This is a genomic window from Pantoea eucrina (assembly GCF_001691555.1).
Classification (GTDB): Bacteria; Pseudomonadota; Gammaproteobacteria; order Enterobacterales; family Enterobacteriaceae; genus Pantoea; species Pantoea borealis.
In genome coordinates this window covers 315,511-331,331 of record NZ_MAYN01000007.1, presented here as the reverse complement: position 1 = coordinate 331,331, position 15,821 = coordinate 315,511, and the positions used below count along the sequence as shown (strand labels likewise).

Here is a 15,821-nt window from a genome sequence, read left to right as displayed (position 1 = left end):
AAAAGGCTGCGCATCATAGCACAGCCGCTTTTCACAATTTCCGCAGAAATGTAAACCGTTAACGACCGCCGCGAATCAGTCCACCCAGGCCGCGACGCTCCATAAATGCTGCAACCAGATGACGCACTTCCGAAGCGGTATGCGCCGCAATGCCCTGCTGACTTAGCTTCTGTACTTCCTCCCGATCCAGATGTCGCAACAGGTACTTCACCCGCGGAATATTTTTGCCGTTCATGCTGAGATGATGATAGCCAAGCCCGACCAGCAGCGCGACACACATGGGATCGCCCGCCATTTCACCACACAGGCAGAGCTCAAGTTTGGCTTCCCGGGCTTCACGCGCAATGGTATGCAGCGCGCGCAGCATCGCAGGATGCAGTGGATCGTAGAGGTTTGCGACCCGGGTGTTATTGCGATCCACCGCCAGCAGATACTGCGTCAGATCGTTGGTGCCGACCGAGATAAAATCAACGCGGCTGGCCAGATGCGGGATCATAAACAGCATTGAGGGCACTTCGATCATAACGCCGATACGCGGCCGGGGAATGGGATAGCCCAGTACCTCTTCCACTTCACGTCCGGCGCGATCAATCAGCCGGCGCGCGTCATCGATCTCATCAATATGGCTGATCATCGGCAGCAGGATATTGAGGTTCCCGGAGGCGACGTTGGCGCGCAGCATGGCCCTCACCTGCACCAGAAAGATCTCCGGCTGATCGAGCGTCAGGCGAATACCGCGCCAGCCCAGACAGGGGTTCTCTTCGCTGATCGGCATGTAGGGCAGCTGTTTGTCCGCGCCCACGTCCAGCGTGCGCAGCGTGACCGGCTTATTGTAAAACAGCTGCAGCATGCCCTGATACTGCGCCACCTGCTCCTCTTCTGACGGGAAGCCGCTTTGCAGCATAAACGGGATCTCTGTGCGATAGAGACCGATGCCATCCACCCAGCTGTCCAGCGCCTGCTCATGCTCCGGGCTAAGGCCGGCGTTGAGCATGACCTCTACCCGCTCACCACTTTTTAGCTCACCGGGCTGATCAACCACACCTTCAGCCATTTTGCTCAGCGCATTCTCTTCGCTGATCAAACGCTGATACTCCTGTACCAGCACCGGCTCAGGATCGATCAGGACTTCCCCGCGATAGCCATCCACGATCAGCTGCCGCTTGTTGAGCTGCACCGGCAGGATATCGGCACCCATCACGGTCGGGATCCCCATCGCCCGCGTCAGGATCGCCGCATGTGAGTTGGCGGCACCGTCGCGCACGACCACGCCTGCCAGTCGCTCATGCGGCAGCTCGGCCAGCGTGGTGGCCGTAAGCTCATCAGCCACTAGCACAAAACGTTCCGGCCAGGCGTTGGTCCCCACCAGCGTGTCATCAAGGTGGAACAGCAGTCGCTGCCCCAGTACCCGCAGATCGCCGGCCCGTTCGCGCAGGTAGTGATCCTGCAGACTGGCAAACTGCGCAGCAAACTTTTCGATCACGGTTTTCACCGCCCACTCGGCCACCGATCCGCGTTCGATCTCCGCAAACAGATCTTTCTTCAGCCGCGCATCGGTCAGCAGATGCGAGTAAAGATCGAAGATGGCCGCGCTCTCTTTCTGCACACCTGCCGCAAAGCGTTTACTGAAACGGCGGAATTCATTGCCCGCTTCACCCATCGCCACCACCAGTCGCTCGCGCTCCCGCTGTGGATCCAGGGTTGATGCGGCAGAGACCTGGTCCAGCAGCGGCTGTGTTTCATCCACCCAGCCGGTTGCCACCGCAACGCCCGGAGAGGCGGCAATGGCTTTAACACGGGTTTGCCGGAACTGGCCAAATAGCTGGCCGAGCTGTGACTGGGAGAGCAGTCCCGCCATTTGCGTGGCGAGCGTCACCAGAAATGACTCTTCACTCTCATCAAACTGACGGTGTTCGCGCTGCTGTACCACCAGCACGCCCAGTAGCTGACGACGGCTGATGATGGGTACGCCAAGGAAAGAGCGATAACGCTCTTCTTTTACGGCAGGAATATATTTGAAACTGGGGTGACTCTGCGCATCGGCCAGGTTAATGGGTTCAGCAAGCCGGCCAACCAGGCCGACAATACCTTCATCAAACGCCAGCGCAATGGTACGGCCGCGCGGCTTTTTCAGACCGCGGGTCGCCATCAGGTAGTAGCAGTGTCGATCGTGATCCGCGAGGTAAACCGAGCAGACCTCGGTCTCCATCGCCAGGCAGATTTCGTTAACCAGAATGTCGAGTGCTTCATTCAGACGCGGTGCACCCGCCACTTTTTCTACTATTTCTCGCAACTGAGTGAGCATAAGGGGCGTGGCCTATCCTCTTTTACGACGGTGGGCAACAGGGTTATTGCGCTGCCCCACACTCTCCTGCATCGACATTACCACGCCAGCAAACTCTTTCATGACGCGCCGGTAAACATCGCGCTTGAAGGAGACCACCTGACGTACCGGATACCAGAAGCTCACCCAGCGCCAGCCATCAAACTCGGGTGTGCTGCTGTGTTGCACATTGATATCCGCGTCATTACACATCAACTGCAGAAGAAACCACTTCTGTTTCTGGCCGATACAGACCGGCTTTGTATCCCAACGCACCAAACGTTTAGGCAACTTGTAACGTAACCAGTTACGGGTTGAAGCAAGTATTCGAACATCTTTGCGGTGTAAACCCACTTCTTCGAACAGTTCGCGATACATCGCCTGCTCTGCGGTTTCACCCGGATTGATGCCTCCCTGAGGAAACTGCCAGGAGTGCTGTCCAAAGCGCCTGGCCCATAACACTTGCCCCTGCCTGTTGCAGATTACGATACCAACATTCGGGCGGTAGCCATCATCATCGATCACTGGACTACCTCAAAGCTTAATTTGAATGGTCTGATTGTTTCACACTCCTTACAGGCGGTAAACCACTGGATAAGCCGGACCTTCGCAGAATAAAAAAGAGTTAACCCACAGAGATGAGTTAACTTATAAACAGTTAACCGGCGCCGCACGCGATCTTATGCACTTTTTCTGTGGATAGCTTTGTGCAGAACGCGGTAATTAGCTGCAGACAGTTTGCTGCCAGAGCAAAGCAGAAGATTCTTATCTTCAGATAAAGATATTTACTATCAGTGTATTAACAGGAAAATCGCTGTCTGGATCGCGGTTTTTTTTCTGTGCCTGCAAGGTGCAGAGAGCCATGTGGTTAATAATTAACCACCGTTGTTTTTATCCACAAGTAACGCCCTAAACCTGGTCAGATGCTGTAAAAAAATCGCGCATTGCGCTCTGCCATGCCCTGTAAATACAAACAGGCATGGGTTCAGAGCGGGCTTATCCCACTTATCTGTGGATAACTTACACTGATATCCTGTTTATTGTGGCAGACAAATCGGGATAAAATGCCCGTGAGAACACCACGCTTTATAGCAGTCAGAAAAAAAACGGTGTGAATCATGCTATTATGATGCCCGTTCAGAAAGAGGCTGTGTGGACAACCTGCCTGACCGCAAATTGATTAATTTTTAACCAGCCCAGATTCCATTATGACATCTCATGCCGCTTTACCTGCTAGCCCAATGACTGAAGAAGAGCTGCTGCAGCGTGCGCATCAGCTGGCCGGACAGCGGCTGGACACGCTGGCGGCCCGGCTTAACCTGCCTGTACCTGATAATCTCAAACGCGATAAAGGCTGGGTCGGTATGTTGCTGGAGCTGCATCTGGGTGCCAGCGCTGGCAGCAAAGCGGAGCAGGATTTTGCGCATTTAGGCATTGAGCTTAAAACCATTCCGATTGATGCTCAGGGTAAACCGCTGGAGACCACCTTCGTCTGTGTGGCGCCGTTAACCGGTAACAGCGGCGTCACCTGGGCGTCAAGTCATGTGCGCCATAAGCTGGCGCGGGTGTTGTGGATCCCGGTTGAGGGCGAGCGCACTATCCCGCTGGCTGAGCGTCGGGTGGGGACGCCCCTGCTCTGGCAGCCTGACGCTGAAGAAGAGCAACAGCTGCGCGCCGACTGGGAAGAGCTGATGGATATGATTGTGCTGGGGCAGGTCGAGCGTATTACCGCCCGTCACGGGGCCTGGCTGCAAATTCGTCCTAAAGCCGCGAATAACCGGGCGCTGACGGAAGCGGTAGGTGAACAGGGTGAACGCATCATGACGCTGCCGCGCGGTTTTTATCTCAAAAAGCGCTTTACGGGTGCGCTGCTGGCGCGCCATTTTTTACTGTAATACGCGACACAGATTTTATACTGCACGTTTCCCGATATCGGGTTTTGCCCTCATCCTCCCGTGGCGCCAGCGTCTTCTGATGCTGCGCAACCAGCAGGAAACGCGCCTGCTTGTCAAGCTAATGTACGTTGCCCCCCGCTTTTTTAAGAATCATGCGATTACTTCGTCATGTAAAAGCATTTATTACTACACTTTTGCAGTTAAGGCAGCTTAGGGAGCGGATAATGAAAGGGTTAGCGGGTGTAGCAGGTTTGCTGCTGGCAGCGGCAGTGCTGAGCGGGTGCAGCAGCGACTACGTGATGGCAACAAAAGATGGCCAGATGATCATGACTGAGGGCAAACCCTCTATTGATAAGGAGACCGGCCTGGTTGAGTATACCGACCGGCAGGGCCACGTTATGCAGATCAACGGCGACGAAGTGTCCACCATTATTGAACGTTAAGTGCCAGATTGAACGGCCTGCATGGTGTTTTCCTCTGTGCAGGCGATTTCCCGGAGTTTCCCCCCTTCCTTCCCGTGTGCCAGACAGGCTATAGTCCAAAAGGACAGAACATTCCGTTTCATAATGAAAAAAGGAAGCCGGCAATGCATTATCACCGTATCCCCCACAGTACGCTGGAAGTCAGTCAACTGGGGTTAGGCACGATGACGTTTGGTGAGCAAAATAGCGAAGCCGACGCCCACGAACAACTCGATTACGCTGTCAGCCAGGGCATCAATCTGATCGATACCGCAGAGATGTACCCGGTGCCGCCGCGTCCTGAAACCCAGGGATTAACAGAACAGTATATTGGCAGCTGGCTGAAAAAGCGCGGCAGCCGCGATAAAGTGATCCTCGCCAGCAAAGTCGCCGGTCCGGTTCGCGGCAGCGACGCGCTGATCCGTCCGCATCAGGCGCTCGATCGCAAAAATATCCGCGAGGCGCTGGATGCCAGCCTGAAGCGTCTGAACACCGACTACCTCGATCTTTATCAGCTGCACTGGCCGCAGCGCCAGACTAACTATTTTGGCAAGCTGGGCTACGAGTACAGCGAAAGTACCGCGACCGTGACGCTGCTGGAGACGCTGGAGGCGCTGACCGAACAGGTGCGTGCCGGTAAAATCCGCTACATTGGCGTCTCTAATGAGACCGCCTGGGGTGTAATGCGCTATCTGCAGCTGGCTGAAAAACATGAGCTGCCGCGCATTGTGACGATTCAGAACCCGTACAGTCTGCTGAACCGCAGCTTTGAGGTGGGGCTGGCTGAGATCAGTCAGCATGAAGGCGTGGAGCTGCTGGCTTATTCAAGCCTCGCATTTGGCACCCTGAGCGGCAAGTATCTGAACGGCGCGAAACCCGCTGGCGCACGCAACACGCTGTTCAGCCGCTTTACCCGCTACAGCAGTGAGCAGTCACAACAGGCGATTGCCGCTTATGTCGATCTGGCAAAGCAGCATAATCTGGATCCGTCGCAAATGGCCCTCGCCTATGTACGCCAGCAGCCATTTGTTGCCAGCACCCTGCTGGGCGCGACCACGATGGCGCAGCTGAAAACGAATGTGGAGAGTTTCAATCTGACGCTGAACGCCGATGTGCTGGAAGCGCTGGAAAGCATTCACCGGCAGTATACCTATCCCGCACCGTAATTTTTCAGGGTCGTATGAATGCGGCGGGAATTAGCGTAAGGGCGTCATGAATGACGCCCTTTTCAGTTGCGGCGAAATCGTATAAACGCGGCGGCGTCGCATACATACGCCAGGGTCGCATACATACGCCAGGGTCGCATACATACGCCAGGGCCGCATACATACGCCAGGGCCGCATGAATGCGGCCCCTACGGGGGGTTTGAATCATGCGGTGGAGATTAACGTAGGGGCGTCATTAATGACGCCCTTTGAATGCGCCAGGGTCGCATGAATGCGACCCCTGTGGGGGTTTGAATCATGCGGTGGAGATTAACGTAGGGGCGTCATTAATGACGCCCTTTGAATGCGCCAGGGTCGCATGAATGCGACCCCTGTGGGGTTTTGAATCATGCGCTGGATATTAACGTAGGGGCGTCATTAATGACGCCCTTTGAATGCGCCAGGGTCGCATGAATGCGACCCTGGCGGGGTTTTGAATCATGCGCTGGATATTAACGTAGGGGCGTCATTAATGACGCCCTTTGAACGCATCAGGGTCGCATGAATGCGACCCCTACGGGGATACGGGACGTGCTTTCCACCACAGCAGCGCGATGGCGGCGGCAAATACTGCGCCAAAGCCTGTGCCGGTGGCAACGGCCGGCGCTCCGAGCTTAATGGCCAGCGTATAGAGCCCCAGCATCAGCAGCATGGCGCTGTTTTCACCGAGATTCTGTACGGCAATCGCATTACCCGATCCCACGCTCGCTTTACCGCGCTCCTGCAGCAGTGCGTTAAGGGGTACCACAAAAAAGCCGCCCAGCGCGCCAATCACCATCAGCAGGAGCCAGGCGTTCAGCAGCGTGGTTTGCAGCGAAAACAGTACGACCATCACCCCTATCAGCACGCCGGCCGGCATGCAGCGCCGCACCGTCTGCAGCGTCACCAGCTTAGCCGCCGCCGCCGCGCCCAGTACAATCCCTATCGCTACCATGGCATTGAGCATGGTAGGCGTTTTGTTGTCAGTAATACCCAGCGCCACCGGCACCCAGAGCACCAGCAGAAAACGCAGCGTGACTCCCGCTCCCCAGAACAGGCTGGTCCCCAGCAGGGAAAAACGCGTCTCACCGTTATGCCACAGCTGACGTGCTGCACTGCTGAAGCTGCGCAGCATCCTGAGCGCATGCCAGCTCTGACCCGGACGCGCCGCGCTGAGACGGGGAATAAAGAGATTAGCGATAACGGCCAGCGCGTAGGTCAGTGCACAGGCGGCCAGCGCCATCAGAAGATGCCAGTCCGCCAGTACCCCGCCCGCAACCGAACCGAGCAGAATGGCCGCAATGGTGGATGCCTCCATCAGCCCGTTGGCTTTGACCAGACGTTCACCGCTGGTGATTTCCGTCAGAATGCCATACTTCGCCGGCGAGTAAGCGGCCGCACCGATGCCTACCAGCGTATAGCCGAGAAACGGATTAAAGCCGAAACAGATGGTCAGCGCACCCAGCAGCTTCAGGCTATTCGCCAGCATCATCACCCGTCCTTTGGCGAAGCTGTCGGCCATCTGCCCGACAAACGGCGCCAGCAGAATATAGGTGGCGACAAACAGCATCTGCAGGATCGGCTGGCTCCAGTCGGGGTAGAACTGATCCTTCAGCACCGCCAGCGTGGCAAACAGCAGCGCGTTATCCCCAAAAGCGGAAAAAAACTGCGCCACGATCACGGCAATCATACCGCGCGACAGCAGCGGAGCACGGGCCTCCTCATGCTGGCTCATGCTCTCTTCTCTTCTGCCAGCTGCTTCAGGCTGACGTAGTCTGGCTTGCCGCTGCCCAGCAGCGGCAGCTGTTTCATGACGCGGATATCGCGCGGTACCGCCAGCTCTGGCGCACCTGTTTCACGCGCCGCCTGCAGCAGCTGCTCGCGCGTCAGCTCACTGTCGGTGGTAAACAGCACCAGCGCTTCGCCACGATTACCGTCCGGCCGCAGCGAGGCGGCATGCTGTTTTTCGCCGGAGGCTTTCAGCGCGATCTGTTCAACGCTCTCCAGCGACACCATCTCACCCGCTATCTTGGCAAAGCGCTTCGCCCGGCCCTGAATCTGACAAAAGCCGCCTTCATCGAAGCTGACAATATCCCCGGTATCATACCAGCCCGCCTCCATCACACCTTCGCCATTGTCCGCCACGGGCGGCTCCAGCACGCCGGGCGCGTCAACGCGCAGATAGCCATTCATGATATTCGGGCCACGCAGCTGCAGCCGGCCCCCCTGCTCAATGCCCGGCACTGAAATCAGGCGGGAATCCATGCCGGGCAGCAGACGGCCAACGGTATGCGTGCGGGCAGCCATCGGCACGTTGATCGCCACAACCGGTGCGCACTCGGTGACGCCATAGCCTTCCAGTATACGGATGCCATATTTCTCCATATAGAGCTGGCGCGTGCCTTCCTGCAGCTTCTCCGCACCGGCGACCACGTAGCGCAAACGGGCGAAATCATAGGGGCTGGCGAAACGCGCGTAGTTACCCAGAAACGTTGACGTACCGAACAGCACGGTGCAGTTGCGGTCATAAACCAGCTCCGGCACGATGCGATAGTGCAGCGGACTGGGATAGAGGAAAACCTGCGCCCCGGTCAGCAGCGGTGTAAACAGGCCCACCGTCAGACCGAAGGCGTGAAACAGCGGCAGTGCTGACATAAAGCGATCGCGCGGCGTAAAGTCGGCCACGGTGCGGATCTGCTCTACGTTAGCCAGCAGGCTTTTATGGGAATGCACCACCCCTTTGGGATAGCCTTCCGATCCAGAGGTAAACAGCACCATCGCCGCCTCTTCCGGCTGCTGCGCCAGCTGTGCCCGGCGCGGCAGCAGCAGATGGCCGAGGATCCACAGTTTATCCTGCAGCGTTACCGTCTCTTTCAGATCTTCGAGGTAGATCCATTCAACTTCAGTCAGCCCCTGCGGCAGATGCCACAGATTGCCTTTTTCCAGAAACTGGCGTGAGGTAAACACGGTTTTTACCTGCGAGGCGGTCAGCGCGGCACGCATGCCGCTGACGCCAGCCGTATAGTTAAGCATGGCCGGCACGCGCCCGCGCATTGATGCACCGAGGATCGCCGCAGCGGTCACGGTGGCATTAGGCAGCAGCAGGCCGATATACTCCCCCTGCCGGCTGTAGCGCTCAAGAATACGTCCGACCCCAAGCGCCTTTTTCAGCAGCCCGGTATAGCTGTCTGGCTGGAAATTCACATCTTCAATACAGGCTTTGGTCAGTCCGTAGCGGGTACGCGCGTTGAGAAATGCTTCATACAGCGTTTCACGCGGGCGCACCGCCATGCGCGCTTCCATCATAATATGGTGCAGGTGTTCGCCTGCCAGCACGCGCCGATCGCGGGCGCGTTTCGCTTCCGGCATCGGAATATGGGTCGCCGGCAGCACGCTCAGCGTAATACGGGGAAACAGACGCCGTTTGAAAACCCCGCCGAGACGACCAAACGGCGTGTACTCCGCCCCTTCAATGCGCATCGGCACGACCGTTGCGCCCGATTTGGCTGCCACAAAGCCGGCACCGCTGTAGATCTTCATCAGCGACCCGGTCACGGTGATGCGACCTTCCGGAAAAATCACGACCGGGCGGCCGGTATTGATCATGCGGACCAGGTGTTTAACCGACATCGGCTTAGCAGGATCAAGCGGAACAAAATCGATAATGGGCGTCAGCAGGCGCATATACCAGCGGGTGCTGATCGCAGAATAGACAGCAAATACCGGTCTGATCGGTAAAAACAGCGCAACCAGCACGCCATCCAGAAAGGACATATGGTTAGGGGTGATCAGCACTTTCTCTTTATGCAGCGCCGTGAGATCGCCGCGCAGCTCCACGCGCCATAGCAGGCGACAGAGAGTACGCAAAATGTTAAACAGCATGCCAGCTCCTTAGCAAAGTCAAAAAATGATAATTACCTTGCAGGATTTGCCGGGCGGCGACAAGTACAGAGCAGAATTAAAGCGGAGTCCCTGACAAACTGCGACGCGGAGCCGCAGGAATAAGATAAAAAAAACCCACGCGTCTGCGTGGGTCGGTGCAACCGAACAGGGTTATACCTGCACTGCAGGTATCGCTGCCGCAGCAGCCGATCTTCACACCAATCATACCTCTGGGATCGCTATCGTCGCGCAGCAGCCTGAGGAATAACAGCGGCTAAACGCAACCGTATTCGGTGAAATGCAACCAGGTGTGAACAGCACCTCCTGCTGGTTACATTTTGATTTGGCTAGGATTTATCTGACGGCGGCTTGCTGTAAAGCGCATCCGGCGCAATGTTCATGTGCTTCAGCACCGGCCCCATAATATTGCCGAAGATCGGAGCGGCCACCGATCCGCCGAAGTGATCGCCCGCGGTGGGATGGTTGATCATCACCACCAGCGCCACCTCCGGGTGGCTGGCTGGCGCGATCCCGGCGGTATAGTTCACGTAACCGCCATCATATTTGCCGCTGCTGCCCATCTTCTCTGCGGTACCGGTTTTGGTCGCCAGGCGATAACCCGGTACCGCAGCCTTGATACCGGTGCCGCCCGGCAGTACGTCACTCTCCAGCATATGCACCACGGTCTGCACAATCTGCGGATTGGCAACCTGCTTGCCCAGCACCGGCGGTGTAACTTTGGTTATCGACAGCGGGCGATAAACGCCAAACGAGCCCAGCGTGGCATATTCGCGCGCAATCTGCAGCGGCGTCACGCGCAGGCCATAGCCAAAGGAGAACGTTGCGCGTTCAATATCCGCCCAGCGCTCGCGATGCAGCGGAAAGTAGCCCACGCTCTCGCCGGTTAATCCCAGCCCGGTAGGCTTGCCGAGGCCAAATGCCTGATAGGTATTGACCAGCGCTTCTGCCGGCATCGCCAGTGCAATGTGCGATACGCCGATGTCACTCGATTTTTGCAGAATGCCGGTCATGGTGAGACGCGGCCAGTGGCCGACATCGCGGATAAGGTGGCCATTGACGCTGTAGGGCGTGGTATCGATCACCGAATCAGGCCTGACCAGATGGCGCTCCAGCCCCTCCATCACCACCAGCGGTTTGACCGTTGAACCGGGTTCAAAACTGTCATTAATGGCAACGTTACGCATCTGAGCGGGCGTCGCTTTATCAAAATTATTCGGGTTAAACGACGGATACGATGCCATTGCCAGAATTTCACCGGTATCGATCTTCACCAGCACCGCAGCGCCGGAGTCCGCTTTGTTCAGCAGCACACCGTCGCGCAGCCTGCTGTAGAGGGTAAACTGATCAAACTTATCGATGCTGAGCTGCACCGTGGGCGGCTGCTTCGGCGGCTCATACTCAATCATCGAAATAATATTACCCTCACCATCCTGGCGATAGACCTCTTTGCCCGGCTCGCCCTGCAGCACCCGATCAAACCCTTTCTCCAGCCCGTTAAGCCCGTTACTGTCGGCACCGACAATGCCAATCAGCGGCGCGGCCGCTTCACTCATCGGATAAAAACGGCTGTCGTTATACACCGAGCTGATCCCTTTCAGATGCAGTTCCGCGATATCTTTGGCTATGCCCAGCTCGATTTTACGTCCCAGATAGAGAAACCGTTTTTTCGGATTAGCCACGATCTGCGCCTGCAGATCTTCCGGCCGAAGGCTGAGCGCCGCAGCCAGGTATCCCCACTTTGCACTGCTGAAGTCGGGATTCGCCTCCAGCACGCGTTTGGGATCGGCGATGATGTCGCGCGACGGCACGCTCAGTGCCAGCGCCTGGCCGTCGCGATCCAGCAGCGTGCCCCGATTTGTGGGCAGCGTAACGGTGCGCAGCGAACGCTGGTCCGCTTCATGCTCAAGCATCGGGTGGTTGATGAGCTGCAGATCGCCGACGCGGGCGAGCAGCAGTCCCATACAGGTCAGCACGCCCAGACAGATCAGACGAAAACGAAACGGGTTAAACGGGGCTTTAATCTGGTCTTTACCCAGAAATTTTTTGATTGGAGGCATAGCATTCCGCTGCGGTAAAAGTCGTTATCCGGACTGGTTATCGGCTGTTATAAAGAAAGGCCTGGTAAGTTGACAGGAAAACTGTGTTTCAGTTATTTGCAGAGACAGCGGACAAAAAAAACCTGCGCATCTGCGCAGGTTGGTGTAATCAAAAAAACGTGTTGATGTTCACCCATCAATACCTCTGGGACCCTGACTGTAGCAAGCGGGCTGACCGCCCTGCACCTGCTTAAACGCAACAGTTGCCCGCAAAATGTAACCAGCGGTGAGATTGTTAGTGGGTTGTGCAACCGCGATGTTTTTTGACCTCGACCAGACAGCTCATCGCATTTGGCCCCTGCGTCAGAGAAGAAGTACCGATATCCAGCGTCAGCACGTTCGGGTTGCCGGCGCGATCCCACGGCTGCCACGTACCGCCAAAGCCGGGATCGAACCATGCGCCGGTCGCGATGATCACCACGCCTGGCGCGACGCCGTCGGTCAGGCGCACGCCAGCCAGCATCCGTCCGCGCGCATTGCTTACCTCAACCACTTCCCCGTCGGCAATCCCGCGCTGTGCAGCATCCTGCGGATGCATCGACAGCGTTTCATGCCCGGCGGTTTTATTGGCCTGAACGGCAGGGGTCGCATCCAGCTGGCTATGCAGCCGGTCGGCAGGCTGTACTGAAATCATGTGCAGCGGATAGTCAGCGCTCAGCGGCGCACCCAGCCACTCCTGCGGCTCACGCCAGGTGGGATGGCCTGCGAAGTCATCCAGCTGATAGTCCGCGATGGTCTGGCAAAAGAGCTCAATTTTGCCGCTGGCGGTGGCGATAGGATGTGCGTCCGGATCGGCGCGAAACTCCTCCATAAAGATATAGGGTTTTCCGCCCTCGGGGATCTCCACAAACCCGCGCTCCCAGAACTCACTGAACGCCGGGAAAGGGATATCGCGTCGCGCATGGGCCTGTGCGCACTGCTGATAGAGATGCTCAATCCACTGCATCTCATTGCGCCCTTCCGTAAAGCGCTCACGATAACCGAGGCGATCGGCGATATCGGCAAAGATATCGAAGTCATTTCTTGCCTGATGCTGCGGCCTGACCGCCTGGTGCATCGCCAGCACAAAACGATCGCGCGACGATCCGCCGATATCGTTGCGCTCCAGCGTGGTGGTCACCGGCAGCACAATGTCCGCCATCTGCGCCGCGGGCGTCCAGACAATATCCTGCACAATCACCGTATCGGGTCGCTGCCAGCCGGCGACCAGCCGGTTGAGCTGCTGATGATGATGAAACGGATTACCGCCCGTCCAGTGCACCAGATGAATATCAGGATAGTGCAGCGTCTCACCGCAGAAATCGTAGGGTTCGCCTGGCTGCAGCAGCATGTCGCTGATGCGCGCTACCGGAATCGCCAGGTTTGCCGGATTAGGCCCGGTGCTCATCATTGGTGCCGGCCCCTCCTGACGCGGATTGCCCACGCTGTTCATTGAGCCATGGCCAAAGGAGAAGCCTGCGCCCGGCAGGCCCGGCTGACCCAGCATGCAGGAGAGCGCAATCATCATCCAGTAGGGCTGCTCACCGCGATGCGCGCGCTGCACAGAATACGCGCTGGTCATAAAGCTGCGCTTACCTGCCAGCTGTTGTGCCAGCTGCGCAATACGCGCGGCCGGAATACCGGTAATGGTACTCGCCCAGGCTGCCGTTTTTGCGACGCCGTCGCTTTCGCCCAGCAGGTAGGCGCGCAGCTGCGGCCAGCCGGTGCAATGCGTGGCGAGGAAGGCTTCGTCAGTGGCGCGGTTACGCAGGATCTCATAGCCCAGCGCCAGCATCAGCGCGACGTCAGTATTGGGCCGAATCGGGATCCATTCGGCGTTCAGCCACGCCGGACAGTCATCGCGCTGCGGACTGATATTGATCACCGGTGTCCCCCGGGCGCGCAGCTGCTCCAGCGCCGGTTTCAGGCTATGCTGCCCCGCTCCGCCCGACGCGACCTGCGCATTTTTCAGCGCCAGACCACCAAAGGCGACAAAAATTTCCGCATGCTCCACCACCTGCGGCCAGTCGGTCACGCGCCCGGTCAGCGGCATATAAGTGCCGATCACATAGGGCAGGAAGAACTGTGCGGCGCCCCAGCTGTAGTTCCCCTGCTGATCGACGCCGCCGCCCCCCTGAAAATAGAAACGCCGGACCAGCGTCCGCGCATGGTTGACCCGCCCGGCCGAGGACCAGCCGTATGAGCCGGTAAAAATGCCGGAGGCCCCGTAACGTTCACGTACGCGACGGTTCTCTTCCGCCACCAGATCGAGCGCGGTGTCCCAGCTGACCGGCACAAAATCTTCACGCCCGCGCAGGGTACGATCGCTGTGCTCGCGTGATTTCAGCCACGAGCGGCGCACCATTGGCTGGCGGATACGTTTGTCAGAGTAAACCAGCTCCGGGATGGTATGGATCATCGGTGAGGGATCGGCGTCGGCAAAGAAGGGTTCGCAGCCTGTCAGGCGGCCATTTTCCGTCACGGCGGTAAAAGCGCCCCAGTGCGCCAGATGCGGCACGCGTGTTTTCATGAGAGTGTCCGGCAGATAAAAAGAGAGTGCGCGGCAGCATACCATGAGGCTGCAGTCCGCCTGAAGTCTGCATGTGAGCAGCTGATTTTCCGCGCTTTTGCGACAACGCTGGCATTCTGATCGCTTGCGGCTCAGGGGCTTTTCCGTAACACTGATGCGATGTGTAAACGTTTTCCCTGGATGTCGATAATTGCATGGCTACCATTAAGGATGTTGCCCGTATGGCCGGGGTGTCGGTTGCGACCGTTTCCCGCGTTATCAATAACTCTCCCAAAGCCAGCGAAGGTTCGCGCCTTGCGGTAACACAGGCGATGGAGCAGCTGCAGTATCACCCTAACGCCAATGCGCGTGCGCTGGCGCAGCAATCCACTGAAACGCTGGGGCTGGTGGTCGGTGATGTCTCCGATCCTTTTTTTGGTGCGATGGTAAAAGCGGTGGATGAAGTGGCTGGCGAGACCGGCAACTTTCTGCTGATTGGTAACGGTTACCATAATGAGCAAAAAGAGCGACAGGCGATTGAGCAGCTGATGCGCCATCGCTGCGCGGCGCTGGTGGTGCATGCCAAGAAAATCCCGGCGGACGATCTGGAGATGCTGATGCGTCAGGTGCCGGGTATGGTGCTGCTGAACCGGCTGATCCCGGGTTTTGAGTCACGCTGTATCGCGCTGGACGATCGCTATGGCGCCTGGCTCGCTACCCGGCATCTTATCCAGCAGGGGCATACGCATATCGCCTTTATCTGCTCCACCCACACCATTTCTGATGCGGAAGATCGCCTGCAGGGTTATTACGATGCGCTGCGGGAACATGGTCTGCCCTGTAACGATCGTCTGGTAGCCTGGGGTGAGCCGGATGAAACAGGCGGTGAGCAGGCGATGACAGAACTGCTGGGACGCGGCAAGTCTCTGACGGCCGTCGCCTGTTATAACGATTCAATGGCCGCGGGTGCCCTGGCGGTGCTGAGTGATAACGGCATCCGCGTGCCGGAAGAGATGTCGCTCATCGGTTTTGATGATGTGCTGGTGTCACGTTACGTGCGCCCGCGCCTTACCACCGTGCGCTATCCTATCGTCACCATGGCACAGCAGGCGGCGCAGCTCGCGCTGGCGCTGGCGCACGGCAGCGAGCTGCCGGAAGTCACCAATATGTTCAGTCCGACGCTGGTACGGCGTCACTCGGTGGGTGGGCCCGGTTAAGTGATGCGCGGAGCAGCGCGGGGGCTGTGCGCTAAGCAGCGCGGGGCTGTGCGCTGAGCAGCGCGGGGCTGGGCGCTGAGCAGCGCGGAGCTGTGCGCTAAGCAGCGCGGAGCTGTGCGCTAAGCAGCGCGGGGCACTGAGAGAGTTCCGCCCGCCAGGCTTCTGGCAGTTTCAGCGGCGCTTGCGCATGCGGACGGGCTAAGGGGCGAGTGGGCGCGCCCCTTAGCAATCCGCGCCCCGCGCCGTCCTCGCA

At 57.9% G+C, this 15,821-nt stretch carries 10 protein-coding genes; 4 read left to right on the top strand and 6 right to left on the bottom strand.

Features of this window, described 5'->3' with window-relative positions:
* Positions 1–58: 58 nt before the first annotated feature.
* Together ptsP and rppH are read right to left on the bottom strand one after the other, a co-directional pair.
* Positions 59–2,305 (bottom strand): phosphoenolpyruvate--protein phosphotransferase, encoded by a 2,247-nt coding sequence (ptsP, locus tag BBA90_RS05550; RefSeq protein WP_065648283.1) that lies wholly within the window; start codon positions 2,303–2,305, stop codon positions 59–61.
* Positions 2,306–2,317: 12 nt separating this feature from the next.
* Positions 2,318–2,848 (bottom strand): RNA pyrophosphohydrolase, encoded by a 531-nt coding sequence (rppH, locus tag BBA90_RS05545; protein ID WP_039379969.1) that lies wholly within the window; start codon positions 2,846–2,848, stop codon positions 2,318–2,320.
* A gap of 716 nt (positions 2,849–3,564) precedes the next feature.
* On the opposite strand from rppH, the gene mutH reads away from it, so the two are divergent.
* The 3 genes from mutH (at position 3,565) to BBA90_RS05530 (ending at position 5,845) form a co-directional block, all read left to right on the top strand.
* The gene (gene mutH, locus BBA90_RS05540; RefSeq protein WP_430914164.1) at positions 3,565–4,218 is read left to right on the top strand and encodes a DNA mismatch repair endonuclease MutH; all 654 of its coding nucleotides are present in this window, start codon (positions 3,565–3,567) and stop codon (positions 4,216–4,218) included.
* A 224-nt stretch (positions 4,219–4,442) separates the two neighbouring features.
* Positions 4,443–4,661: a YgdI/YgdR family lipoprotein gene (locus BBA90_RS05535; RefSeq protein WP_065648281.1), complete on the top strand. Its 219-nt coding sequence runs from the start codon at positions 4,443–4,445 to the stop codon at positions 4,659–4,661.
* A gap of 143 nt (positions 4,662–4,804) precedes the next feature.
* On the top strand, positions 4,805–5,845 hold the full coding sequence (locus BBA90_RS05530) for an NADP(H)-dependent aldo-keto reductase (RefSeq protein ID WP_065648280.1): 1,041 nt from the start codon (positions 4,805–4,807) through the stop codon (positions 5,843–5,845).
* Between the two features lie 554 nt (positions 5,846–6,399).
* On the opposite strand, the gene lplT is transcribed toward BBA90_RS05530, so the two are convergent.
* The 4 genes from lplT to BBA90_RS05510 all read right to left on the bottom strand — a co-directional run bounded on the left by lplT (position 6,400) and on the right by BBA90_RS05510 (position 14,372).
* Complete coding sequence (gene lplT / locus BBA90_RS05525; RefSeq protein WP_065648279.1) at positions 6,400–7,599, bottom strand: lysophospholipid transporter LplT; 1,200 nt, start codon at positions 7,597–7,599, stop codon at positions 6,400–6,402.
* Complete coding sequence (gene aas, locus BBA90_RS05520; protein WP_065648278.1) at positions 7,596–9,746, bottom strand: bifunctional acyl-ACP--phospholipid O-acyltransferase/long-chain-fatty-acid--ACP ligase; 2,151 nt, start codon at positions 9,744–9,746, stop codon at positions 7,596–7,598. The genes lplT and aas overlap by 4 nt, the downstream gene beginning before the upstream one ends.
* Before the next feature lie 347 nt (positions 9,747–10,093).
* On the bottom strand, positions 10,094–11,824 hold the full coding sequence (locus BBA90_RS05515) for a penicillin-binding transpeptidase domain-containing protein (protein ID WP_065648277.1): 1,731 nt from the start codon (positions 11,822–11,824) through the stop codon (positions 10,094–10,096).
* A gap of 274 nt (positions 11,825–12,098) precedes the next feature.
* Complete coding sequence (locus BBA90_RS05510) at positions 12,099–14,372, bottom strand: molybdopterin guanine dinucleotide-containing S/N-oxide reductase (protein ID WP_065648373.1); 2,274 nt, start codon at positions 14,370–14,372, stop codon at positions 12,099–12,101.
* Positions 14,373–14,566: 194 nt separating this feature from the next.
* On the opposite strand from BBA90_RS05510, the gene galR reads away from it, so the two are divergent.
* Entirely contained in the window at positions 14,567–15,568 is a 1,002-nt protein-coding gene (gene galR, locus BBA90_RS05505) for an HTH-type transcriptional regulator GalR (RefSeq protein ID WP_039379986.1), read from the top strand.
* Positions 15,569–15,821: the final 253 nt, after the last annotated feature.

What these genes read in the sequence shown, in the direction of transcription:
- ptsP (WP_065648283.1), bottom strand. Translation starts at nt 2,305, where the DNA reads ATGCTCACTCAGTTGCGAGAAATAGTAGAAAAAGTGGCGGGTGCACCG.
- mutH (WP_430914164.1), top strand. Translation starts at nt 3,565, where the DNA reads ATGACTGAAGAAGAGCTGCTGCAGCGTGCGCATCAGCTGGCCGGACAG.
- BBA90_RS05535 (WP_065648281.1), top strand. Translation starts at nt 4,443, where the DNA reads ATGAAAGGGTTAGCGGGTGTAGCAGGTTTGCTGCTGGCAGCGGCAGTG.
- BBA90_RS05530 (WP_065648280.1), top strand. Translation starts at nt 4,805, where the DNA reads ATGCATTATCACCGTATCCCCCACAGTACGCTGGAAGTCAGTCAACTG.
- lplT (WP_065648279.1), bottom strand. Translation starts at nt 7,599, where the DNA reads ATGAGCCAGCATGAGGAGGCCCGTGCTCCGCTGCTGTCGCGCGGTATG.
- aas (WP_065648278.1), bottom strand. Translation starts at nt 9,746, where the DNA reads ATGCTGTTTAACATTTTGCGTACTCTCTGTCGCCTGCTATGGCGCGTG.
- BBA90_RS05515 (WP_065648277.1), bottom strand. Translation starts at nt 11,824, where the DNA reads ATGCCTCCAATCAAAAAATTTCTGGGTAAAGACCAGATTAAAGCCCCG.
- BBA90_RS05510 (WP_065648373.1), bottom strand. Translation starts at nt 14,372, where the DNA reads ATGAAAACACGCGTGCCGCATCTGGCGCACTGGGGCGCTTTTACCGCC.
- galR (WP_039379986.1), top strand. Translation starts at nt 14,567, where the DNA reads ATGGCTACCATTAAGGATGTTGCCCGTATGGCCGGGGTGTCGGTTGCG.